This window comes from Legionella antarctica (genome assembly GCF_011764505.1).
Taxonomy (GTDB): domain Bacteria; phylum Pseudomonadota; class Gammaproteobacteria; order Legionellales; family Legionellaceae; genus Legionella; species Legionella antarctica.
Genome location: NZ_AP022839.1, coordinates 673,619 through 698,613, shown reverse-complemented (window position 1 = coordinate 698,613; position 24,995 = coordinate 673,619). Strand labels below are relative to the sequence as shown.

Genomic DNA, 24,995 nt, shown 5'->3' with positions numbered 1-24,995 from the left:
GCGCGCGAAGCATAAAAATTGAAACTATTTTAAACAAAAACAAGCTGGCTACTACGATACATTCAAATAATAAAAAAAATAAGGTTCATTTAATATCATTTACTATCAAGCTCATTTTCCCTATTGACACTCTCCACCAATTTCCTAAAATCAATCAAGCTTAATGCATCTTGGTTATCTAAATATCATTGATTGATAGCGTTTGATATCAATTGAAATAAAAATTACAGGGTTAAAAGAGGAGAAAAAATGGATTTCTTATTCGTCACCACATACGAACTGGACGCACTCAGAGAAATCCCTCTCATGCAAAGAGTGGTCTATCTCATGGGCATCCGCCCCTACATGGACAGAAAGACCTTCATGGTCGGCATCAAACGAAAAATCAGTTACCAGTCACTGAGAGAAACACTTTATGTCGCCCCCATCAAAGGCGTAAAAACAGGCTGCCCTAGCCACCAGCAAATGAAACGCGTCATTAAATCTCTGGCACGCCAAGACATCATAGAAATTTGCTCAACATCCAAAAACCTCATTGTGAAATGTCTTCTAGCTAACCCACATGAGCCTGTAGACATTGAAAATAAATCTCAATCTGGAAAAAGTCCATCAAACCAAGTAGAGCAGAACCAACCAATACAACCAGAAAATCTGAAATCAATGAAAACCGGAAAACCAGCCTATTTATCAAAATCATCTTTCAAAGCTAAGCCCAGCAGCAATCTAAATGATCTATACCAAAAATTCGATCAATTCTGGCAATACTACCCCCTACCCAACTATAAAAAAGAAGCTTGGGAGCAATTTCAGCAAATTAATCCTGATGAGAGTCTTTTTGCACAGATTATGGATGGTTTACAAGAACAGCTAGCTCAACTTAATCCATCAACCTCTTATTGGCCTTATCCTGCAAGTTGGTTGGGTCAAAAAATATGGCTTGATAATACACAAAACTAATTAAAACAACCTAGATGCTTATAAGTATCCCACAAAGTCAATTTAACCAGAATACATGCCCCCCTCCAACAGGAAGCTAATGCAGTTTATCAGTAAAGAAGTGGTCTTAGAGGAACACTTGTCATTTTCCCAACTAATATCACCTCATTCCTATGCAATTGAGAATCAAAAAAATTAAAGAGATCTGAAAAGAAAAAGTCAAGACGGGCTCCCATCCATTTTGTTTACCTTAGCAAAAGTAGAAAAACAAAAGCATGGTATCCTGTCAGAATCGCCGGGTAAGTGTCTGCCACTGAGCCCGGACTAATCCGAGCCGCGCGCGTCAGCAAGCGGAATTATCTCGAGATGCTTATGTGGTGCATGGAACCTGCCGCACTTTAAGTAAGATTAATTCAGCCAATGATGGCATTTCAAATTTTTTAGTCACCCTATCGTAAATATACTGATAAACGTTAACTTTCAGTTTTCTGGCCGTCTGTACAATCGTGGCAAACGTATCCTTTGATTTGGTGCCATTTTGGGAGACCGTTTGGAGATTGATGTCGCGTATCCTTGCTTGAAACCGTGTCCCTAATTCAGAGGCATTGTTGTGCAATGGCAGAAATGGATGGTCTAACACCAATAATAACGCTTGTTTTTTAGCACGTGTCTTTGCAATGCGTTGATCTAAAACATCATAGCCTGTCGTGGTTGCGAACAAAGTATCAAATTGCATTGATAGTTGTTGGGCCATTGATTGAGATGGAGCCGTCTTGTAAGTCAATAATGCATGGTAGAAATCCCATAATTGCTCAAGAAATACAGCCAATATATTCTGATTCATATCTGAGAATGGAGTGAGTTTTTTATAATGACGACCTTCATGGATCCAGCACAGCGCATGATGTAGGGCCAATTTATTAAACTGAGGCGCATCATCTGTCATTAAATAATGGATGAAGTATTTCGAGTGCTGATAATAGGCAAGAGCTGCTGACTCAAGAATTATGCGTCGATTCGTGCTGTGTTTTTTTGGATTTGGAAAAAGTGTTCCCATCAAACTATCGATTGATTCACGTGTGAGGGGTTGTGCATGCAGCATTGGTTTAATTTGATCCAACCATTTTTTTGCGAGACCAAACTCATCCATTAACTCATAAGCCTCCTGATTAAACATAAACTTTAATTGGTCTCGACACAGCAACTCCAATAAGGTCAAGCGATCTTTTTTACGACGAGTGAAGTATGCTGTAAAAAAGTCATTACATAAAACATGGGTGTAGTGATTTTTGCCGTTAACACGACTGCCTGTGTCATCCATCTGCTGGTACAAGCCTGCGTTGCTACCGGCATCGACAATATCTTCTTTTTCCTGATGAAAAATATCATTGCCTTCTGTCAGCATGGAAGCAATTTTACCATGTGATATTTGAATACCACATGTTTTTAAAAAGCGCTCAATGGCGCTCTCCGTCATCCCTGCATCACGGTATAATGTGATGACCAGCGCTTTAACCCCAGGACCAAATTCACTGCCCTTATATTCGCCAGGAATCGGCGCAATAAAGGTTTTTTTCAAAGATGGTGAGTAATACGTTTCCAGCTTGAATTCAACATTATCCGTGATGATTTTTAGATCCTGGATGATTCGAATCTCAAAACCCTTGAACTTGGCGTCATCTGGCAGCGTTGCTTTGTCCAGAGCAATCGTAACACGTCTATCAATACGTACGTTTTTTTTGTCTTTGCCTGTGTTTTTATTGTTCCCTTTACCACGTTTATTGCGATCTCCTTCAGATGAATGATTGGAATTGCCTGTATTATCGCCATTGCTACCTTTGGATTGACCGCGAATATTAGGTTTGCCCTGTTCACCCTTAAGGCGGTTTATCTCATCACGTAATACTTGGTTTTCCTCTCTGAGCAAAGCATTTTCTTCGGCAAGCATTTCGACCAAATTAACCAATACCTTAATGATAGTCACGGCCTTTTTGTCGGCAAGACTATCGATATCTTTTGTTAACTCATCTAAAACTTGTTTGATTTCTTGGCGTTTCATCATCTACCACTGCGTTACTAATGCTGATACGGCAATCATAACATGACTTTTTTTGAACGCATTTTTCGAGTTTTAACGCCACTAAGGGCTAAGAAAAAATCTGACCTCAGGAGGGAGATGTTTTATTAGTGAAAGGGGCTACATTGTGATCTTGGGGATCTTAGGGCATGCATATTGCATGACTTACGTTTGATATGGAAAAACATCAGTTTTACAGAAAAACCGTGTCAATAGGTATTTTGAATATTTTTAAAGAATTCCGCTTGCTGACGCGCGCGGCTCGGATTAATCCGGACTCAGTGGCAGACACTTACCCGGCGATTCTGACAGGATACGAATATTCTGTATAAATGCCTTGGTTTTAGACTGCGCTTCCTTTTTAGATATTTTAGTTTTAGTTCTTTTCCCGTCTGCAACTTCATTGCGCGCAAGTGCCTCTTGAAGTACAGCAACTAATGGTCCATTTCCTGATAAAAATACCGCATGTTCACCAGCATCAATATCATGTCTTTCATTTGCAATGTTAAGGCCAGCAAGAGTTTTTCCAGCGCCAGGAACCCCAGTAATAAAACAAATCGATTTACGATTGTTGAGCTTGGAACTATCAATTATCTCTGAAATTGCTTTAGACGTGAGACTAAGATTAATAGCACCGGAATCTGAACGGGATATTTCTGAAACACTATGCCCTTTATAGAGCGCCTGTGCAGCTTCAATAATTGTTGGTGTTGGTTTATATACTGAGTCCATCCATATTTCTGAAACAAGATTAGCAGCTGATATCGACCTAGTAACATCATTTATAATTGCAAGAAGATTTTCCTTATTTGCCTTAAGCGGAGAATATACTCTGTCATCGTATACATCTATATTGTTATAGAAATTCGGCGCCTCAGTTGCCACTAGAATTGGTACTATGTAGCGAAAATGGCTTTGCTCGTGAAAATTTTTCAAGTCTAAAGCATAATCAAGTGCTTGGGTTAACGCGTTGTTTGTATATTGTTTCTCCCCTACTTTAAACTCTAAAACAAAGATGATTCCTTTGTGAAGAAGGATAACATCCACTCTTTTTCCCATTCTTGGAATAGAGAATTCAAATACAATATAGGAACTCGCTAAGGCTGATCCAATGGTTTTACAGATCTCGATCTGTTTTAGCCAAGCGTTACGCTGTAACTCATCAAGAGAAAAGGAATGGAAGGTAGATAACTCGCCAAGAATGTAACTTGGGGAATCTTTGATAAATTGTTCGATGTCAGAAGCATAGTAAGCACGAGACATTGTATTAAGTTTGCTATCCCAATTATTTGTTGTTTAAAAGTCTATCACTTATGAATTATAGGTCATTTAACTCTCAATATTTAATGATGAGTTATTTTGGCTCTACACCAATTAAGGGGGCACTTTAATCGTATTAGTCTAAACTAACCTATTGATTTGACGGTCAAAAAGGAGATTAAAGTGCCTGGATATAATCTTATCCTAAATTTACCTGGGTTTGCCATAGTAAAAGTGAGTGGTTATCACCCATTAATACTAGATGTGGTGTATCAACGAAAAGCCCGCTGTTCCCATTGTAAAAGCAAAGAGGTAAGGAAGAAATCCAGCAAGATAAGAGAAGTACATCATGAGTTAATCGGTCATAGAAGAACTTTATTGCGATTTAAAGCTTATAAGCTGTATTGTAATGTTTGTAAACGCTACGGAAACCAGCAATTTCCCGGAATAGCCAAACACCAAAGGTCAACTGAGCGGTTACAAGGAGAAGTATTTCATAGCCATACTAAGGGCGTATCTCAGAAAGACTTGGCGAACTATTATAAGAAAGGGAAAGCGACCATAGAACGTTGGTACCAACGTCGTTATCGTCTCGAACATCAAGAATTACTCAATAGACCTTGTCCGCAAGTATTAGGTATCGATGAACATTTCTTTAGTAAAAAAGAGGGGTTTGCTACTACTTTATGTGACCTAAGGAAACATAAAATCTTTGATGTCGTTCTTGGACGTAGTGAACAGGACTTATCAGCCTACTTAAATCAATTGCCCGGCAAAGAAAAAGTTAAGGTCATTTGTATGGATTTAAGCAGTACTTATCGGTCACTGGTAAAAAAGTATTTTCCTAATGCGCTTATAGTGGCCGATAGGTTTCATGTCATACGTCTAATGCAGCATCAGTGCATGATGACCTATCGAGAACTCTCTCATCAGGTCAAAAATAATCGGGGCATCCTCGCACTATTAAGAACAAGAGCAGACCGCCTCACTCCTGATAAACAAAAAAAACGGGACGCCTTCTTGGCCCAAAATGGCTCTACACCAATTAAGGGGGCACTTTAATCGTATTAGTCTAAACTAACCTATTGATTTGACGGTCAAAAAGGAGATTAAAGTGCCTGGATATAATCTTATCCTAAATTTACCTGGGTTTGCCATAGTAAAAGTGAGTGGTTATCACCCATTAATACTAGATGTGGTGTATCAACGAAAAGCCCGCTGTTCCCATTGTAAAAGCAAAGAGGTAAGGAAGAAATCCAGCAAGATAAGAGAAGTACATCATGAGTTAATCGGTCATAGAAGAACTTTATTGCGATTTAAAGCTTATAAGCTGTATTGTAATGTTTGTAAACGCTACGGAAACCAGCAATTTCCCGGAATAGCCAAACACCAAAGGTCAACTGAGCGGTTACAAGGAGAAGTATTTCATAGCCATACTAAGGGCGTATCTCAGAAAGACTTGGCGAACTATTATAAGAAAGGGAAAGCGACCATAGAACGTTGGTACCAACGTCGTTATCGTCTCGAACATCAAGAATTACTCAATAGACCTTGTCCGCAAGTATTAGGTATCGATGAACATTTCTTTAGTAAAAAAGAGGGGTTTGCTACTACTTTATGTGACCTAAGGAAACATAAAATCTTTGATGTCGTTCTTGGACGTAGTGAACAGGACTTATCAGCCTACTTAAATCAATTGCCCGGCAAAGAAAAAGTTAAGGTCATTTGTATGGATTTAAGCAGTACTTATCGGTCACTGGTAAAAAAGTATTTTCCTAATGCGCTTATAGTGGCCGATAGGTTTCATGTCATACGTCTAATGCAGCATCAGTGCATGATGACCTATCGAGAACTCTCTCATCAGGTCAAAAATAATCGGGGCATCCTCGCACTATTAAGAACAAGAGCAGACCGCCTCACTCCTGATAAACAAAAAAAACGGGACGCCTTCTTGGCCCAAAATCCAGCCATAGACGCTATTTATCAATTTCAACAGCAACTTCATCAACTTTTAATGAACAAGGCTTTAAATCAAAACAAGTGTCGTGAAGTGATACCTATCTTTCTGGAGATGCTTAATGATTTAAAACAAAGTCCTTTTAAAGCTTTGGCTGCTCTAGGTAAAACGTTGACTACTTGGAAAGATGAAGTGGCTAGAATGTGGCGATTTACTAAATCAAATGGAATAACTGAAGGCTTCCATCGAAAGATGAAACTAATACAACGAAGGGCGTATGGGTTTAGGAATTTTGAAAATTATAGAGTGCGTGTTAAGGTGCTCTGCGGATGATTAAAGCTGCCCCCTTAAATGGGAAAGAGCCGAAAGAGCCAAAAAGTTTAAAAGTGTAGCCAGAAGTGTAGCCAATAATATTTATGAGGGGAAGTAGATTTAATAAAACCCTTACTGGGCTTGGTCGGGACGGAAGGATTTGAACCTTCGACCACTAGCACCCCATGCTATCTATTAACTATTTCAAGAGATATCAAATGGCTTCAAATACTCCTCAACACCCTTGATATATATTGCCTTTAACCCTATCATCACATTCAACTACTTTCAACAAACTTCATGTAAGCACTAATTTAAGTGTACCCCGAAGTGTACCCCAACCTGATGAGGCTGTAATGGGCAATTTTACTGATACCTACATTAAAGGCATGAAACCTAAAGCAAGCCGTTATGAAGAATACGAGGGTGGTGGCTTTGGTATTCGAGTCACCACCAACGGTATAAAATCTTGGATTTATCGTTATAAGATAGCTGACAAAACTGACAGAATAACACTAGGACATTATCCAGCCATGAGCTTGGCTAGTGCCAAAAAACGATTTATTGAACTCAGTGAATTACGCCGCGAAGGACAAAACCCAAAAGAACTGATTCAACAGGATAAAGAAAAAGAGAGTAACACCGTAAAAAAGCTAGTACTGGCTTGGTACTCTGGTTATATTGAAAAAGAACGGAAACAACCACAGCAAATTAAGCAGCTCATCGATGCTGACATACTGCCTTTACTAGGTGACATTGAATTAACCAAACTCTCTCATGCCTTAGTCACAAGTGCCCTTGATAAAATAGTAACAAGAGGCTCCCCTGTTCATGCCAATAAAGTACTTGCCGCATTAAAACAAGCCTTTAGCTATGGGGTTAGACGTGGCGCAATGACCGAAAATCCAGCCATGCTTTTACAAGCACGTGATATTGGGGGAATCGAAAAGCCAAGAGATCGATATTTAACCACGAGCGAAATTAAGACTCTGTTATTATTTTTAGATAGCAATAATAATCGTATGTCCTTACACACCAAACTCGCCATAAAAATAATCCTACATACCGGAATACGATCCGGTGAACTCAGGCTAGCTACTTGGTCTGAAATTGATTATCAAAACTCCCTTTGGACAATACCTAAAGAACATACCAAACAAGAAGAAATCATGCGGATTCATTTAACGAAACCCGTAAAGACAATGTTTCAGGAACTTCAATCTGTATCAGATTCTGAATTTATATTGTCTGCCAAAGCAAATGAACCTTTAAGCCCCAAAGCACTATCCCGAGCTATTAATCGTATTCAAGAGCGTGTTGGCATTCCTCACTGGACAGCACACGATCTAAGACGAAGTTTTTGTACCCAGCTTGGTGAAACTCTACACATTGATCCAGTGGTCATTGAAAAATGTTTAGGGCATAAGATGCCCAAAATCATGGCGACTTATAACAGAAATGACATGCTTCACCAACGCAAAGAGGCATTAACTAGATGGAGTGACTATCTTGAGTGCTTATTACAAGAAAATGTAATACCCATTACATTAAGTAAATGTTCATAAGATAAATATTTAACCCGTGACATATTGTCACAGATTGAATTTATACATTGTTAAAATAGTAAAGGGAGGGGGCAAATTGTCACCCCCCTTTTGGATTACTAAAAAATTAATAATAAGGATGAAGTATGACTCAAGAAATCCAACCTACAGATACACAGTTTTTACTCTACCAAACAACAGATGGGAATATTCGTATTGAAACCCGAATGCAAAATGAAACTGTGTGGTTAACCATCAATCAAATGGCTGAGTTATTTGGTGTTGATAAATCAGGTATTAGCCGTCATTTAAAAAATATTTATGAAACCAGCGAATTGGATAAAAATTCAACTGTTGCAAAATTTGCAACAGTTCAAAATGAAGGCAACAGGCCAATAGAGCGGGTCATTGAATATTATAACCTAGATGCCATTATCTCTGTCGGTTATCGAGTGAATAGCCTTCGCGGTACACAGTTTCGTATATGGGCAACCCAACGCTTACGTGAATACATCATTAAAGGCTTTACTATGGATGATGAACGACTTAAAAACGCAGGTGGTGGTAATTACTTTGACGAATTACTTGCCCGTATTCGAGATATCCGTTCCTCAGAGAAAGTATTTTGGCGTAAGGTATTAGACATTTACGCAACCAGTATTGATTATGATGGCAGCGCAGAAACATCCCGGAATTTTTTTAAAATCATCCAAAATAAAATGCATTGGGCAGCACATGGTCACACCGCAGCAGAAATTATTCATCAACGCGCTGACGCTACCAAACCCAATATGGGCATGACTAGCTGGATTGGCGCAACGATTCGTAAGAATGAAGCCGAAGTTGCCAAAAATTATCTGAATGAACAAGAGCTTGATATTCTCAATCGGATTGTGACCATGTATTTAGAGTTCGCAGAAATGCAAGCACTGAGCCACAAGCCAATGACGATGAATGACTGGATTAAAAAATTAGATGATTTCCTTAGAGTTTCTGATCGGGATCTCCTAACCCACTCAGGGAAAATAACTCATAACAAAGCATTAAAAAAAGCACATGAGGAATATGAAAAATTTCGCCAAAACGCGCTTACTCAACCCACCAAAGTTGAAGAACACTTTATTGAAGCCGAAAAGGAATTGAAACAAGTAGAGTCCCTAAAGAAAACACAGGCAAAAAAGAAATAAAATCATCTTGCTGAGCTTAATCAGCCCTGTATAATGCTCACGCCAAGCTATCCTTCGCGAGGAGAATCAAGGGTTTCATCACCTCTTCTGCTTGGCACATTCAAGTGATGATATTGCTTTGATGGAGCCATACTGGTGTTTATACAGGAAATATCTGCGAGTACAAAATTTGAGGAAGCTAAACAAAAATTCAGAGACAACATAAGCGCAAAACATTTGGAATATGCGGATGCCGATTTAAAACTTGACCCTTCAAAACTGCCTGAAATTATACAGTTAGGTGTCGCCTCTTGGTTACTAGCCGTACCACTATTATTCAAAAGTAGAACTGAGATATTATGGGATGGGACTAAACTGCATGAAGAGGCAAGAGCCGTTAATAAACTTCTATTTGAAAAAGTATATCTTATCGACTTAAATTCAAATAATGGATTATCCTGCAATGACGGAAATCCCAACCCTAACTTAACCCCGTCTGAAAAAAAACAACTGCTTGATAAAATGCTACTAGAAAAGGGCATTGAAGGTCACGATATTTATTATGACTTCAATGGTAGAACCGCCTGGAATTACACTATCCGAAAAAAGTTATTACTAGAGCTTATTCAAGCCATACCCATGCTAAAAGACTGCTTGATAAACCATTACCCTTCACAAAAACTCGAATCGTCTGCCATACAACCGAATCATCAGGGTCAACCAAATATGCTCCCACATGTCCGACAAGCGAACATCTTAAAACGAATTGACCAAGTATTGGCTTTACTTCTAGAAACTTGTACTGAGCACCCGATTAAAATAGTTATAGATAAAATTAAAAACCCAATTCAATCGATAAATTTGGCATGGATTATTGCAATTTGTCAAAAAAATTACGACCGCTTTGCTGACATTGATTTTAAAGATTTAACTTTAAATTCGCTTCAACACACATTAACCAGCCAACTGATAGAAGCTCTCCATGAAGATGGAATCATTCACGAATTAAAACCTAAATATTTCCAAGAATCGGATATTGTTTTTGGGGTAACGAGTGTTGATAAGCTTAGCTATGAAATGCCTCCAGAGGTAGTATCGTCACTTATTAATGCTAATTTTAAAGACATTCAGCACTCCCGCCCTAAACAGGATAAAGCTGAACCAATTAAACTTAAAAAATCGGCACCTACTTTTAATGCCCTTGAGCCAATCCAATATACGGGAAATGCGATCAATATAGCAGTAATTCAACAGATTTTGCCTTTGCTTCTTCCAGATAAACAAGCAGAGCTTACATCAGATGGACTAAACAAATTATGCTGGGATTGCTTTCAAAACTTACAAGACATGTTAGGAAAAAATGGAATCGTAACTACTTATAAAAAAATGAAAAACCGCAAAGAAACATACATAGCAGGTAAAGATGAATATGATGAGTCATTTAATATAAGTTATGACGCTTTTAGAAAGCGTTTCAAAACAATATTAATAATTGCCTACAGAAAAGACCTTCCATGTATTGATGCTCGTTTTTAACCCATAAACAAATTGACACGCACCACATTGAAAAATATTAATTCTCACTAAAGAAGGGAGTCCCTTGGACTCCCTCACATCCAATTTTTAAACCCGTTTACTCTGTTAACTATCCCGATTTAAACGATCTAACGGAGGTAAACAGTGGACAAACGATTCGATACTAACGAAGCAGCAGCATATCTGGGAATTAAACCCAAAACATTATGGGAGTGGCGTAATCGCACCCCCATTCCCTTACCCTGCTATCGCATTGGTAAACGCAGATTCATGTACCTGAAATCCGATCTGGATAATTACCTTGCCCAATGCCGGATAGATATCTTCCCTCAATTGGAGGGCATTAAATGAATAATACCCTCGAACGTCAATTGCTCTATATCAATGACGTTGAACAAATCACAGGACGCAACCGCTTGACCCTGAGACGATGGTGGGAGAAGGGAGCCTTCCCTAAACCCACAAAACTTCATAGCTCAGTGCTGGTTTGGCACGCAACAGCTATTCAACAATGGATTAACGAAAACGTACAGGATGAACAACCATGAATAACAATACAAAAACAAAAGCGTCTAAATGTCTAAAAGCCATGCTTGGCGGATCAATACTTAACCGAAAAAGACTGGGCGACATGGGGCTTGCTGATAATAATGATTCACTCCATTCCTATGCCTCATACCTTCGTAACAAGCGATTTATCCCAATAGAAAGCACCAAGAACCCTAATGGGACTTGTGATTATTTTATGCTGTCAGAAGAGATTGCCCGTTATAAAGACCCTATTCAACGAATTAAACAGCAAGAGGAAATGGCCTCCCTTATTGAGTGTGAACGCCAACAAAAACTTATTGAGGATGTATCAACATTTCTTAACCGCTTAATTGAGTTTCCAGCCCTTTGGAGCTTTTGGAGTGACCTTCCATTTAGGCTGGATGAAATAAGGATTGAGATTAATGCCCTCCTCAGCAATGAGAAAAGCATTAACCAATAAAGTTTGGGCATCGGGGGTGACCGCCCCCTCATTATAGGGATTTAACATGACAGATTTTATATCAATTTTGAAGAATACTGTAGTGTCTTCGACAGAAACCGGAGTTACAGTAACCAATCAATTTAAAAACATCAATGGCGATGAGCTACTCGATAAATTAAGACAAGCTCCGTATGGCAATAAGGATGGAAGCCATTTTATAAGAACCTCTTTGAACGAAGTTGAGAAGGGGCGGTGTATGCCTCGGAATGATGCCAACACCGATAGCATGGCCAATCTGCTTATGATTGATTGTGATAAACGCATCGATGATAACGGCTGCGAAATTGATGGCGCACCCGATCCATTATTAATTCATCAAACCTTAAAAATGATGAATATTGGGCATGTGATTTATGGTTCGTATTCACATTACACTGGAAATAAAGGCAATCGATACCGGATTATTCTGGCAGTCGAGCAACCTTATTCTAAATCACAATTACCCGCTACAGCAGAAGCTGTGATTTTACTGGTTAATGAAAATATTGAAGGGCATTTACTGGCATACGCTAAGGAAAATAATGTATTTGCTCAAGCATGGTACTACTCTCGTAAACCAGTAGGCTGTCAATCTACATTGCTGTATTTTGAATATCTGGAAGGTTTGCCCGTAGCAGTAATTGAACCTCAGGATTTGCCACCAAGCACTCAAACTCCTCTTTGTAATAAGCAGAAAGCATCAGGAGAGGGGCGATCGCCCATACAAAAATTTAATGAAGAGCATCAACTGGGCGATCTTTTGATTCAGTATGGATATAAACGTAAGTTAATAACGAGCGAACATGAAAAATGGTTATCACCAGAATCTTCATCCGGTGTTGCTGGTATCACAGTCAGAGGTAATAAATTTTTTAGCCATCATAATGATCTCTTCAATGATGGTTACTGGCATGATGCCTTTGACCTCATGAAGGGTAGAGAAGGACTATCAGAAAAAGACGCCATCATTAAAGTATCACCGAAAGTTACAACACAAAATGATAGATCTGGTATTAACAATCACATGATTAGTCAATGGCCACAACATACAACCCCTCAACCCTTACCGGAGCCGAGGCCTGCTGTTATGCCATTTCAATCCTGTATGCTACCAGAAGCGATCAGGGACTATGTTTTTGATGTGGCCGATCGTCAACAGAGCTTACCTGATTTTGTAGCTGTGGCTGCAATAGTAGGGTTATCTGGCCTCTTAGGACGCAAAGCATTAATTTGTCCCAAGCAACTTGATGATTGGTCAGTAACTCCTAATCAATGGGGGGCAATCATCGGGCGACCATCAGCAATGAAAAGTCCCAGCATGAAAGAAGCTCTCAAACCCTTGCGCCAGTTTGATACAAAGGCTGCGCAGCAGTTTGAGGAAGACAAAAAAAATTACGAAGAAGAATGCCAGTTAAATGAATTAGAAAAACTTGCCGCAAAAGAGAAGGCAAAAAAAGCTATAAAGGCTAACAATCGTCAACAGGCAAAAGAAGCTCTTAAAATAATGGATTGCGCTACTTCACCTGTACGACAAAGATTAGTAGTGAATGATGCCACCATAGAAAAATTGGGTGAATTATTAAACGAAAATACTAACGGTTTAATACTGGTGCGTGATGAGTTATCAGGCTGGCTGGCGAAACTAAATAAAGAAGAGCATCAATCTGATCGCGCCTTTTACCTCGAATGCTTTGATGGTAATGGTCATTACACCTATGACCGCATTGGTCGTGGCACAATTGAAATTCAAAATTGCACTCTTTCAATTATCGGAGGGATTCAGCCAAGCAAAATAGCCACGCTGGTTCGAGATGCGATAAGAGGCACTTCTGATGATGGATTGATTCAGCGTTTTCAATTGGCTATATGGCCGGATGATATTGGCAGCTGGGCGTGGATTGATCGTGCGCCTAATCAACAGGCAAGGACAAAGTATTACGCTGTATTTGAAATGCTTCACAAACTCCATTTTAATACCCAAAATGAAGAACCATATTGCTTCCGTTTTACAGATGAAGCACAACAGTTATTTATTACATGGATGAAGGAAATTCAAGATACTGCGCGTAACCCTGATATTCATCCAACCCTTGAAAGCCATATGTTAAAAATGCCTCAAACCGTTGCTGGTTTAGCATTGCTCTTTGAAATAATTGATGGTGGTCGTAAAACTGTTGGAATAGAAGCTACTGCGCGCGCGTTAGATTGGGCAGACTATTTACTGAGCCATGCTAAACGCCTTTATAGCCTTGCTATAAATCATAGTCTTGATGGCGCAAGACTCATTTTGGAACGTAAATCCAAGCTGCCTAGCCCCCTAACAGCGCGCGATATACAACGCAAAGGATGGTCAGGGCTTGATAGTATTGACGCGGTTAATGATGCTTTAAATTGGCTTCTTGATTATGGCCATATTCAAGCAAAAACGTTAAGCGCAGCAGATACAAATGGGCGTCCCAAAATTGTTTATCAATGGATTAACTCTAAACAAGCCAAGGGGAATTAATATGGGACGCTGGCTAAAAAAATTAGATGATATGGACATAAGCGAACCGACAAAACTGACACAATCTTCTGTCGGTTTTGTCAGCACCACTTCGGCACATTTCGATAAAAATAATGCAGTAACATTCGATCTTATTAACTTTGTCGAGCAATGTTGCGTTAACCTACAAATTGAACCACAGCAAGTTATTGATGGGCTGTTATCCACCGATGACGAACAAGATATAATCAACGGCGATATGCCTGCGGAATCATTACGATTACACATAGAACTATGGATATCCGCAGGTAAGCCGCATTACTCAGGCAAAGCACGAAATAAATAATTTATAATCATAATAAAGGAGGAATTATGCCGAACCTTAAAACAGCGCACGATAAACATCTCTATAGCCCACAAGATATAACTGAGGCAAAAGAGAAGTTTAATAGGCATATCATTGATGAAAATGCTATTGCAACCAACAATATCCGAGCCGAAAAATTTGATATGGATAAGGCCAAGCAAAAAAGCAGTGATGCTTTGATAGCGCTTGATGTAAATGGTGGCTTGCAATCAATGCTTGCCGCGCAAATGCTATCTATCCATGAACTACAACAGCGAACAATGGCCTATGCTAACGCCATTGATAGCTTGGAGTTAAAGAAGTACTACACTAACACAGCAGTAAAATTAGCCAATTGCTTTGTACAACAAGCCACCATACTAGCAAAGTTACAAGGTGTTGGAGGTCAAAAAATAATTGTAGAAAGAGTTGATGTCCACCAAGGAGGCCAAGCCGTTGTGGGTAATATCCAAGGAGGGATGGGTAAAAGATAAAAATTATGAAAACAACCTCATAGACCGAGAAAAATATGTATGCGTTTGATCATGCGCCTAGATGTGACGCGAAAACTAAAAGCAACCACGGTAAGCCATGTCGGTGTCCTGCTGTTAGAGGAAAAGCTCGATGCCGTGTCCATGGGGGTGCCAAGGACTCAGGAGCCAAGCTAGGAAATACGAACGCTCTAAGACATGGCGAATCAACTGTAGAAGTTAAAGCGTTCAGACGAGAGCTTAGGCAAGCCATTCAATACAACAAGAAACTACTTCAAGAGCTTGGCTAGATGAATCTGAATGAAAATTTTGAAATCAAATCCCAATCTGGTTAAGTGGCGGGAGGGGGGTGTCGGGGTTTTGATGTTATTAGGGGAGTCCGGTGACACGTAATTTTCTGAGTAATCCTGCCAGTCCAACATAACCTTGTATTTTACCAGACAATTATGATCAAACACAAGCCTAGTCGGGCATACTATTTACATTTTAGGTGTTTTGTCATACAATGTCGAGCGCTATAAGTATTAACTTGCTTATAGATTAAGATCGGCTTGCTTAGATTGCTTAGATATAGGTACGAAACTGTACTTAATAATAATCTCAGAATAATAAATAATTCGAGGTGGTCGAAGTTGTTGTTGTAAATAAAACTTGAGACCACACAATGAATAGAATTTTTGTTTTTTTCATGCTTCTTATGCTTTCGCTATCTGCGCTAGCTGCTGAGAGCACCATACCTAACCTAACTATTATTTCATTATTGTCACAATTTTCACCCCTTGAGCTTTCATGGATGGGATTGATCATTTGTTGCTTGATGTATTTTTTATTTAAATTTGATCGATTTGCTGTTTCGTACGGGCCGGAAATATTAACTACAATGGGGATTGTGGGCTGTTTCGCTAGTATAGCAGTAGCATTGTTACATTTTAATAGTAATAACGTAACCGCAAGTATTCCATCATTGCTAGATGGTATTAAGACTGCTTTTTGCTCTTCTTTCATTGGTGTTGTAGGGGCATTGAGCATCAGAGTACGGCATAAATTTAGTAAGAGTAACTTTAATCAGTCAAGCAAAGGAGATGGGGCGTCTTCAATGGATGATTTAGTAAAGGAAATTACTAATCTAAGAAAAACCCTGTCAGGTGACGAGGAAGGTTCCTTGATTTCGCAGGTCAAAATGTTGAGGCAAGACTCAAATGATCAACAAAAGAAACTCCAAGAGTCTTTTGATAATTTTGCAAAACACATGACTGAAAATAATCAAAAAGCATTCATAAAAGCCCTTAAAGAAGCAATGAAAGACTTTAATCAAAATTTAACTGAGCAATTTGGCGAGAACTTTAAACACTTGAATCAAGCGGTTGAGAAGCTGGTTACTTGGCAACAGCAATATAAAGATGAGCTTGAAGTTATCAAACAATACCAGTCACAGTTCACCGGTGATATGAAGCAAGCTTCAGAGGCATTTACTACCATAGTAGATCACGCCAAACAATTCACCGAGATTGCTCAAAATTTGAAGCTATTACTTGAATCAATGGATAAACAAAAAGATGTACTGTTTATACAGGAAAAAGCATTAAGTGAGCTTTTGGTTACTATGAAGGATCATATCCCTGAGTTTTCTGAAAATACCAGAAAAATGATTTCTGAAATTTCTAATGGTGTAAAACATGTTCAAGCGGAAACAGTAAAAGTAATTTCTGATTACAGCTCAGAGATTAAGACTGTAAATAATGACATGAAAAATACCTTGGCGGATGTAATTAAAGGGACACATAGTTCCTTATCTGATGGCATTAAAGCCAGCGTGAAAACCATCCAAGAAAGCATTACAGAACTTCAGTCGCAAACCGCTGAAATAATAAAAAATCATGGGGCGCAATTACAATCTACCCAGGCTGAAATGAAGAACATACTTATTGATGGCATTAATAAATCACAACATGAAGTAAATGCGGGCTTGCAGGAAAATGCGAGAATCATTAAAGAAGGTGTTCTTGCCTTGGATAAAGAGTTAGAAAAAAGCCTGACTGATTCGCTCACCAGCTTAGGTAAGCAGCTTGCTTCGTTATCTGAAAAATTTGTACATGACTACCTGCCGTTAACAGAGAGGCTTCGTGAAGTTGTTCGTTTAGCTAAGCACAGTGAGGACGCATAAGCATGGATACTTCTAACCAGTCCCACTGGATACCGTTAAGTGATTTAATGACGGGGCTTATGATGGTATTTATGTTGATTGCCGTCACTTTTATGCTACGTGTTGAGCAGACTACAACGCTTGTGGTTAAGGAGTATGAAGAAACTAAAAGTGATCTTGCGCAGGCTTTGCAAAAAGAATTTGCTGAAAATTTGAAGCAGTGGAATGCTGAAATACTCGGTGATATGACTATTCGGTTTGATGATCCTAATGTCTTATTTGATACTGGGTCGGCTATTGTTAAACCTGCTTTTAAAGATATTTTAAATGATGTTATTCCCCGCTATATTTCATTGGTGACCTCGAAAAAATATGCTAAGTCAATTAAGGAAATTCGTATTGAAGGGCATACCTCAAAGAAATGGGCGGTTGGTACAGATGATAAGACAGCATTTATAAAAAACATGCGCCTATCGCAGGAAAGAGCGCAATCAATGCTCGAATACATCCTTAATTTATCAACGCTTAATCAACATGAAAAATGGATGCGAACATATCTGACATCAAGTGGGTTTTCTTCTTCCAAGCCGATATATGATGAGCAACATATGGTTGATGATGATCGGTCACAACGAGTTGAGTTTGTGATTGTTACCAACTCCGAATCCAACATGGATGCTATTTATAAAGAACTGAGAAATCTAAATAATGGATAAGCTTGTAAATTTCTTTGATTTTGCTTCTTTGAATCAGCTAAGGCATTCAATGGGTGCTGATCTTATTCAAGAGTTTAAGTTTGATTCAGGTATTTTACTGCTAGATGATGATTTTATAAGCAGGTTAGATGGTGATGGTATTGAGGTTGATGGCCTTGATGAGATAGACTTTCGTGGCGATAAAACATTGGGCTATAAAGGCCAGCGTGTTTTGATTTATATAAGAGACGTTAGCCCATACAGAGAGAAAGTAAGCTTGCCTAGGTTTCATATATCCACATGCGATACATTGGTTAAAATGTGGAAAAGAAAGCGTGCCGAGCGTTATGTTTTATATCGTAGGGAAAATGGTATATTTCAAGTTAATGTAATAAGAGACGGTAAAATAGATATCAGGCATGAAAAACTAAATGTATGTAGGAATTGCTTAACTAACCTTAACTGGAATAGTTATAGTGATGAAAAACCGCTAAGGAACAAGATTGTATCTGAGTTTTCAATTTCTGAGTTTTTTGAAACATTTCCCAAGTCCCTGCTGTCAGTTAAACCAAGGTATGACGCTGATAATGCCCCTTTAAATGACTACACTGCTAGTTGGAATCAAATTAGTAAAGAAGCAAAGAGAAAGGCTGGCTATCGATGTACAAATGAGCCATGTGGTGTCAGTTTAACTGGGAATCATAGTCAATACCTTCATGTTCATCATATTGATGGTCAAAAGAATAATAATAAGAAATACAATTTGAAGGTCTTATGTGTGAGATGTCATGGCAATGAACCTAGCCATGGACATATGAAATTGAGTCAAGATTATAAGAGATTCATTTCAATGTACGATGAAATCAAATCACAAAATTAATGATGAAATGCGTGGGACAATTACGGGACACTTGTCCGCGAATAAAGGCAACTAATTACCAAAGTTGGCAACACTAAAAAGATCGCAACCTTTTGATTTTATTATCGTTAATTGTTGTAAATGATTGTGGTTTATAGGACGATACGGGATTTCTATTCATGAGTTACAACAGCGAACAATGGCCTATGCTAACGCCATTGATAGCTTGGAGTTAAAGAAGTACTACACTAACACAGCAGTAAAATTAGCCAATTGCTTTGTACAACAAGCCACCATACTAGCAAAGTTACAAGGTGTTGGAGGTCAAAAAATTATTGTTGAGCGTGTCGATGTTCACCAAGGAGGCCAAGCTGTTGTCGGTAATATCCAGGGGGGCATGGGTAAAAAGGAAGAAACATGAAAACAACCTCAAGAACCGAGAAAAAACTCTATTCGTTTGACTCTGCGCCCCGATGCGGCGCACGAACAAAAAGTAATAATGGTGAACCTTGTCGCTGCCCAGCAATCAGAGGTAAATCCCGTTGTCGTGTACATGGAGGAGCAAGAGGCTCAGGCGCTCCACACTACAATCTCAACGCATTAAAGCACGGGTATACAACAGGTGAGGCTAAGGCATTCAGGGAGGATATTAGGCTGGCAATTAAGCGTAGCAATAGGTTTATCAAAGAGCTTGTTTAGCCAAGCATAAAATGTAATTCAATTTGGAAAGTTTACAGGGGTGAGACAGGGGTAGCCGGGGTTTTGGGGTCGTAGTGGTCATCCGGTGGCACACAACTTTCCGAGTTTCTCTACCAGTGACTTTTGTACCCAATAAAAAATATCCATAATCTCCTTTTTCCGCTAATCGATGGACTAATCGAGAATCACCTTCCTTCAACACTGATAGGAATGTTTCATCGGATGATAAAATAAATACAATTTTTTTTAAGGCATGTTCCCGAGGACATTATTATTTTGGCGCGACAACAATAGATCCTAAACCCATTATCCTAAAAAAAGCAGTTGAAATGTGTTAAAATAGGTCAACTCATTAATTAATATAGAAAAAACAGTGATAATCACCTCTAAAACCACTCACCCATTAGGTGAGTCTCATTTTCCGATAAAAAAGCCTAATTTGGTTGTTGAAAATATCAGAATACCTGTTGATACCTTCCAAGGTTTAGTGCATGTGGAATGGGATCAAACAGCATCGGTCACTTCCCTAGGTCAACTACCATTTTTTATTGAATTCCTGAAATTGGGAGGTTTGTTTGATTCTTGGGTAGATGATTGTCCATTAGAATTCACAAGCCCCAATGCGCCGTCTAAACGCGATATTTTAGGCACATTATTACTGTCCATTTTATCGGGTCATAAACGCTATGCTCATGTTACATCGATACGCTCTGATAATGTTAATCCTAAGCTACTGGGTATGAGTAAAGTTGTGAGTGAAGATTCACTGCGTCGATCACTACTGAAGCTGGATGAAGAGGCGGCCATATCTTGGCTGCAAACGCATCTTAATAAATGTTATGCCCCATTACTCAGCGAGCCTTGGATTTTAGATATGGATGTCACAGTAAAAGTCTTATATGGCAATCAAGAAGGGGCGGTTCGTGGCTACAATCCAACGAAACCTGGGCGACCTTCGCACGCCTACCATACGTACACTATCGCTAACTTACGATTAGTCCTTGATTCAGAAGTACAACCGGGCAACCAAACTTCAGCTAATTATTCAGCCCAAGACCTATGGGCCCTATTGGATAATCTCCCGCGCACGAAGTGGCCAAAATTTATGCGCGCAGATAATGCTTATGGAACAAATGAAATAATGAGCGAGGCTGAATTAAGACAATTGCCCTATTTGTTTAAATTAAAAATGACAAAAAACGTTCAGCGATTAATTAAAAAAATAGAATCAAATAATGCATGGACGCAAGCCCATCATGGCTTTGATGGGCAGGAGTCAGTCCTTCAACTAATGGGCTGGAAGACACCACGTCGCGTTATCATACTTCGGCAACGGATCGCAGCAGACGCACCTTCTCTCACACAAGCAACGAACGACACCCAGCTTCAGATTGATTTTGGTAATGAGAAGGAAGATAAGGCAACAGCCTATAAATACTCAGTATTAGTTACATCATTGCCCGATGATATTATTGCCCTAACCCAACACTATCGCGATCGTGCTGACAGTGAAAATGTCTTTGATGAACTTAAAAACCAATGGGGTTGTGGAGGCTTTGTCACTCAAGATCTTAAGCGGTGTCGTCTTTTATCACGAACGGTTGCACTGATTTATAATTGGTGGAATTTATTTGTTCGTCTGGCCAAGCCAGATAAACACATGGAAGCTATTACAAGTCGGCCCTTACTACTACATGCTATTGGTAAAGAAACAACACATGCAGGGCAAACATCCATCCGAATCACAAGCACGCATGGAGCAAGCGGTAGCATTGAGAAAATGTTACGTCGTATTGTGGTCTTTTTTAAGGAATTAAAGGCTAATGCAGAGCAGTTAACAGTAGAACAGCGCTGGTCTCGCATATTGAGTAAAGCCGTTGAGCAATTCCTGGGAGGAAGACGCTTGTTTGAACCGATTTTTTTGGAAGCACCTGCTTAAAATAATTTATCGCAGAAAATTAACGATATTTTCTTGGAAATCGGACTGGATTTTTTGGTTCAATGAGACCGTCTTTTTTGTTGTTTGTGGGCGATGAAAAAATCAAAATTGTCTTTGAATTTCTATGCAACTGCTTTTTTTAGGATTATGTAATTTGACAATATGCTGATCAGAATATAGAATCGACATGATCAAAAAACACCATATGCCATTTAGCGATATGGATGTTACAAAATAAGAAACGTTTTGCGAAAATTCAGTCTCTAAAATAACAACAATAATCAAGATGTGATATTCGTTTTAATTAATAGCGAACAGAAAGGTTATTGTATGAAAAAAATTTTAGTGGCTGCTCCTCTTTTTCTTTTGTTATCTGCTTGTGCTACTGGCTATCACTCCGTGGGCTTATCGGGTGGTTTTGACGAATTCAAGTTATCAAATGACTCTTACATAGTTCGATTTTCTGGTAATGGTTTCACTAGTGGTGATCGTGCCTATAAATATGCTATTAGACGTTCTGCTGAGCTGACCAAAGAAAAAGGATATAAATATTTTAAAATCATAAAATCCTCATCTGCTGTAGATAGAAGTACTTATGTAACTCCCTTAAGGGCAAACACTCAATCAAATTATAATGGTTACGGCGGTTATGGATATGGCAGTGTTACTGGAAACAGTACTACAACCATAACTGGTGGAGATGTAATTACAACAGAAAGGCCATCCACATCGTTTGCTATAAAAATGTACAAAAATCAAGTGAGCGGCTCCCTGAATGCTGATGTTGTTTTAAGTAATTTTGATAAAAAATAATTCTGAAAAATATCTAAAACAATGGAAGCAACAATGATCATTAGAGTAATATCATCCGTATTAATTTCTGCCTTATTTCTTTTCTCAGCACTTCATGCTTCTATATTAGGAAAAGCAGAGCACTCAAAATGCGATAAATTTTTTCTATCCACTGATAAAAATGCTTTTAAAATATGCTCTAAAGAGGCTGACCAAGGTGATGCTGATGCCCAATCTAATTTAGCAGATCTTTATGTAACAGGATCTCTTGAAGCTCCAAAAAATTATGAACGTGCGTTGTTTTGGTATAAAAAAGCGGCTGAGCAAAATAATATGTATGGTCAATCAGGGTTGGCTTTTATGTATTTACAAGGTTTGGGCACTGATAAAGATTATCAAAAAGCATTTTATTGGTACGATAAAGCAGCAAATCAAGGAAACCCTACAGCAAAATTTCATCTTGGAGTAATGTACAGTTATGGCATAGGTTGTTCTACTGACGAAAAGAAAGGTTTTAATCTAATTCGAACATCTGCGGAGCAGGGAAATGCAGATGCGCAATGTTTCTTGGGATTGGTCTATCAAGGTTCTGGGAGTATTCATAATGATAAGTCAGCGTATTATTGGCTCAATAAATCTGCGGAGCAAGGTATGCTGGAAGCGGAGTATACCGTAGCCTTAATGTATCTTAATGGGCAAGGTATAGCTCAAGATAGAACTCGTGCTTTTTACTGGATACAAAAATCTGCGGAGCAAGGTGTTGCTTATGCGGAATATAGTTTAGCCGTTATGTACTTTGAGGGTCTAGGTACATTGAGAGATCATTCAAAAGCTTTCAAGTGGTTCAAAACAGCAGCTACCAATAACAACAGTTATGCGTGGAGCTTTCTTGGGTACATGTACTTTAATGGACTTGGTACAATCAAAGATAATAACAAAGCACTTTATTGGTATAAAAAAGCTGCGACAGTAGATATGCCCGCGGATTTAGATACTTATGCTGCCAATACTTTATCTACGGTATCTCCTACTACTAAGATGACCTCTGAGAAGGGTTATATTCAAAATTCGTTGGGGTATATGTATCAGAATGGTTTTGGTGTAAAAAAAGATTTTAAACAAACATTTTACTGGTATAAACAAGGGGCAGAGAAAGGGCATAGTTTTGCGCTGGCCAATTTAGGACAGCTGTATTTTAATGGCCAAGGCACATTAAAAAATTACAATGAAGCTTTTAAATTGTTTCAAAAAGCAGCTGACAAAGGTAATGCTTATTCGCACTTAAGGCTAGCTGTTATGTATTACATGGGCATTGGCACATTAAAAGATTACAAACAAGCTGCTCATTGGTGTAGGCTGGCATACAATGAAAACATAAAAGGAGCTGAATTATTATGGAATATGGGAGAGCTTTGGAAATATGAATAATTGTTGTTGCCGGATAAAAGTAGGTACTTATCGACGCCAAAAGATTTTTTTTTGTAATTTTAACTTAGAGAAATATTGAAAGTACTCATGTACACTTTTCTTTAAGTGTACCCCGAAGTGTACCCTGAAAAATTTCTAGCATGTTTATTGAAACGTAACTCATTGATTCTATTGGTCGGGACGGAAGGATTTGAACCTTCGACCACTAGCACCCCATGCTAGTACGCTACCAGGCTGCGCTACGCCCCGACTGGTAGCGAATCATATCGAAATCAGAAGAAAATAACAAGAGCTAGGGTGTTAACTTAGGCCTGGGAGACATTGGAACTGTAGAGGCCTCTTGTTGTTCGGCAATTTCATCGTCTGTGCCGTCTACGCCGGTTGTTTCGTATCCAGGGACTCCATCGCCAAGTAAATTAACCTCATCACCGCCAATAAATTGATTGTGATCCAAATCATTTGAGGTGCCTTCTAACTTCATTTCTTCAGTCAGCGCGTCTGTGGGGGATATGATGGTATCCGGTTCCTTTTCTAAATCTACCATTTTAATGCCTTAATAAAACACTATTTATCCATTAATTTTAGCAGGATTTTGAGTTATTTGGGGCTTGCGCCTCAATCCTTTATGACAAGTAACACATGCGTTTGGTGGTCCGATTAAAATTCCCGCCTTCGCGGGAATGAAATTTATCCCGATTAAACTGATGAGTGGGTGTCTATTAGCGAATTTTTTATTTTTTGAGCTTCAAATTTAGAATGTGATATCTGAATGTAGCGATTACAGCTGTTAAGTTCGGCATAACGTAAATGAGAAACCGCCAGGTTAAGCTCTTTTTTTGCAGTCGGATAAGAGTAGTCAAGAATCAAATACCCTGCTTTCTCAATTGACACCGAGGACAACCCCAGTCTTTCTGCGCAGTCAGCCCTCACCTGGCTTGACACCAATGAGGCTACTGTTGCAGATAAATCCTGACATTGTTGGGCTAATACTTCCTTTTTCCCTAAAGCATCAGCATTAATGCTAAAAAATAATATGGGTAAACAGAGAATTAGGGCTTTTTTTAAACTCACGTTATTCATATCAACTCCTGTATTGTCTTAAGATAACCGTTATTAAAATTAATATCCCTTTAATAAAATGAATAGTGAATCTGGATTTGAACCATTTCAATGTATCTATGACTTATACCTCATTCCAGGACAAAAACATTCAGGGAAACTCCAGCATCATTAACCTGACATCACAGCCATTAAGCTAAGAACAAGCAGCCAAATTTATAGCCTGTTCTAAGTCAATAGCCTTCGTTGGGTCGCGACC

Annotated in this window: 24 protein-coding genes, 1 tRNA gene and 1 pseudogene; 21 read left to right on the top strand and 5 right to left on the bottom strand. The window is 38.9% G+C overall.

Features of this window, described 5'->3' with window-relative positions:
* Window positions 1-249 precede the first annotated feature (249 nt).
* Window positions 250-957 carry a Vir protein gene (locus HRS36_RS03470; protein WP_173236259.1) on the top strand — a complete coding sequence of 236 codons (708 nt, stop codon included), beginning with the start codon at window positions 250-252 and terminating at the stop codon, window positions 955-957.
* Window positions 958-1,306: 349 nt separating this feature from the next.
* On the opposite strand, the gene HRS36_RS03465 is transcribed toward HRS36_RS03470, so the two are convergent.
* On the bottom strand, window positions 1,307-2,998 hold the full coding sequence (locus HRS36_RS03465; protein ID WP_173235423.1) for an IS66 family transposase: 1,692 nt from the start codon (window positions 2,996-2,998) through the stop codon (window positions 1,307-1,309).
* A 282-nt stretch (window positions 2,999-3,280) separates the two neighbouring features.
* Entirely contained in the window at window positions 3,281-4,276 is a 996-nt protein-coding gene (locus HRS36_RS03460) for a DNA/RNA helicase domain-containing protein (protein WP_226905560.1), read from the bottom strand.
* 180 nt (window positions 4,277-4,456) lie between these two features.
* Between HRS36_RS03460 and HRS36_RS03455 the strand changes: the two are divergent.
* The 20 genes and pseudogenes from HRS36_RS03455 to HRS36_RS03365 form a co-directional block, all read left to right on the top strand.
* Window positions 4,457-5,305: pseudogene (locus tag HRS36_RS03455) on the top strand (ISL3 family transposase); the annotation flags it as partial.
* An 82-nt stretch (window positions 5,306-5,387) separates the two neighbouring features.
* Window positions 5,388-6,563: an ISL3 family transposase gene (locus HRS36_RS03450; RefSeq protein WP_173236258.1), complete on the top strand. Its 1,176-nt coding sequence runs from the start codon at window positions 5,388-5,390 to the stop codon at window positions 6,561-6,563.
* A gap of 335 nt (window positions 6,564-6,898) precedes the next feature.
* A complete protein-coding gene (locus HRS36_RS03445) occupies window positions 6,899-8,107 on the top strand; it encodes a tyrosine-type recombinase/integrase (RefSeq protein WP_173236257.1) in 1,209 nt (402 codons plus the stop codon).
* A 125-nt stretch (window positions 8,108-8,232) separates the two neighbouring features.
* Window positions 8,233-9,273: a virulence RhuM family protein gene (locus tag HRS36_RS03440; protein ID WP_173236256.1), complete on the top strand. Its 1,041-nt coding sequence runs from the start codon at window positions 8,233-8,235 to the stop codon at window positions 9,271-9,273.
* Window positions 9,274-9,408: 135 nt separating this feature from the next.
* Window positions 9,409-10,788, top strand: a complete 1,380-nt coding sequence (locus tag HRS36_RS03435; RefSeq protein WP_173236255.1) for a hypothetical protein — start codon at window positions 9,409-9,411, stop codon at window positions 10,786-10,788.
* Window positions 10,789-10,932: 144 nt separating this feature from the next.
* Window positions 10,933-11,139 (top strand): helix-turn-helix domain-containing protein, encoded by a 207-nt coding sequence (locus HRS36_RS03430; protein WP_173236254.1) that lies wholly within the window; start codon window positions 10,933-10,935, stop codon window positions 11,137-11,139.
* The gene (locus HRS36_RS03425) at window positions 11,136-11,336 is read left to right on the top strand and encodes a helix-turn-helix transcriptional regulator (RefSeq protein ID WP_173236253.1); all 201 of its coding nucleotides are present in this window, start codon (window positions 11,136-11,138) and stop codon (window positions 11,334-11,336) included. Before HRS36_RS03430 ends, HRS36_RS03425 begins: the two co-directional genes overlap by 4 nt.
* Window positions 11,333-11,779 carry a hypothetical protein gene (locus tag HRS36_RS03420; RefSeq protein ID WP_173236252.1) on the top strand — a complete coding sequence of 149 codons (447 nt, stop codon included), beginning with the start codon at window positions 11,333-11,335 and terminating at the stop codon, window positions 11,777-11,779. Before HRS36_RS03425 ends, HRS36_RS03420 begins: the two co-directional genes overlap by 4 nt.
* A gap of 46 nt (window positions 11,780-11,825) precedes the next feature.
* Complete coding sequence (locus HRS36_RS03415) at window positions 11,826-14,306, top strand: YfjI family protein (RefSeq protein ID WP_173236251.1); 2,481 nt, start codon at window positions 11,826-11,828, stop codon at window positions 14,304-14,306.
* 1 nt (window position 14,307) lies between these two features.
* Window positions 14,308-14,631: a hypothetical protein gene (locus HRS36_RS03410; protein WP_173236250.1), complete on the top strand. Its 324-nt coding sequence runs from the start codon at window positions 14,308-14,310 to the stop codon at window positions 14,629-14,631.
* 26 nt (window positions 14,632-14,657) lie between these two features.
* Window positions 14,658-15,125, top strand: coding sequence for a hypothetical protein (locus tag HRS36_RS03405; RefSeq protein WP_173236249.1), 468 nt, complete (start codon window positions 14,658-14,660; stop codon window positions 15,123-15,125).
* A 35-nt stretch (window positions 15,126-15,160) separates the two neighbouring features.
* Entirely contained in the window at window positions 15,161-15,412 is a 252-nt protein-coding gene (locus HRS36_RS18905) for an HGGxSTG domain-containing protein (protein ID WP_275940999.1), read from the top strand.
* Window positions 15,413-15,786: 374 nt separating this feature from the next.
* A complete protein-coding gene (locus tag HRS36_RS03400; RefSeq protein WP_173236248.1) occupies window positions 15,787-17,286 on the top strand; it encodes a hypothetical protein in 1,500 nt (499 codons plus the stop codon).
* 2 nt (window positions 17,287-17,288) lie between these two features.
* Window positions 17,289-17,981: an OmpA family protein gene (locus tag HRS36_RS03395; protein ID WP_173236247.1), complete on the top strand. Its 693-nt coding sequence runs from the start codon at window positions 17,289-17,291 to the stop codon at window positions 17,979-17,981.
* Entirely contained in the window at window positions 17,974-18,840 is an 867-nt protein-coding gene (locus HRS36_RS03390) for an HNH endonuclease (RefSeq protein ID WP_173236246.1), read from the top strand. The genes HRS36_RS03395 and HRS36_RS03390 overlap by 8 nt, the downstream gene beginning before the upstream one ends.
* Before the next feature lie 124 nt (window positions 18,841-18,964).
* Window positions 18,965-19,240, top strand: coding sequence for a hypothetical protein (locus HRS36_RS03385; RefSeq protein WP_173236245.1), 276 nt, complete (start codon window positions 18,965-18,967; stop codon window positions 19,238-19,240).
* Window positions 19,237-19,518 carry an HGGxSTG domain-containing protein gene (locus HRS36_RS03380; RefSeq protein WP_173236244.1) on the top strand — a complete coding sequence of 94 codons (282 nt, stop codon included), beginning with the start codon at window positions 19,237-19,239 and terminating at the stop codon, window positions 19,516-19,518. The genes HRS36_RS03385 and HRS36_RS03380 overlap by 4 nt, the downstream gene beginning before the upstream one ends.
* A 373-nt stretch (window positions 19,519-19,891) precedes the next feature.
* Window positions 19,892-21,457 carry a transposase gene (locus tag HRS36_RS03375; protein WP_173236243.1) on the top strand — a complete coding sequence of 522 codons (1,566 nt, stop codon included), beginning with the start codon at window positions 19,892-19,894 and terminating at the stop codon, window positions 21,455-21,457.
* A gap of 330 nt (window positions 21,458-21,787) precedes the next feature.
* Window positions 21,788-22,270, top strand: coding sequence for a CC0125/CC1285 family lipoprotein (locus tag HRS36_RS03370; protein ID WP_173236242.1), 483 nt, complete (start codon window positions 21,788-21,790; stop codon window positions 22,268-22,270).
* A gap of 33 nt (window positions 22,271-22,303) precedes the next feature.
* Entirely contained in the window at window positions 22,304-23,677 is a 1,374-nt protein-coding gene (locus HRS36_RS03365) for a tetratricopeptide repeat protein (protein WP_173236241.1), read from the top strand.
* A 172-nt stretch (window positions 23,678-23,849) separates the two neighbouring features.
* Here the strand turns inward: HRS36_RS03365 and HRS36_RS03360 are convergent.
* The 3 genes from HRS36_RS03360 to HRS36_RS03350 all read right to left on the bottom strand — a co-directional run bounded on the left by HRS36_RS03360 (window position 23,850) and on the right by HRS36_RS03350 (window position 24,757).
* Window positions 23,850-23,926, bottom strand: a tRNA-Pro gene (locus HRS36_RS03360).
* Window positions 23,927-23,969: 43 nt separating this feature from the next.
* Window positions 23,970-24,221, bottom strand: coding sequence for a hypothetical protein (locus HRS36_RS03355; RefSeq protein ID WP_173236240.1), 252 nt, complete (start codon window positions 24,219-24,221; stop codon window positions 23,970-23,972).
* 152 nt (window positions 24,222-24,373) lie between these two features.
* On the bottom strand, window positions 24,374-24,757 hold the full coding sequence (locus tag HRS36_RS03350) for a hypothetical protein (RefSeq protein WP_173236239.1): 384 nt from the start codon (window positions 24,755-24,757) through the stop codon (window positions 24,374-24,376).
* Window positions 24,758-24,995: the final 238 nt, after the last annotated feature.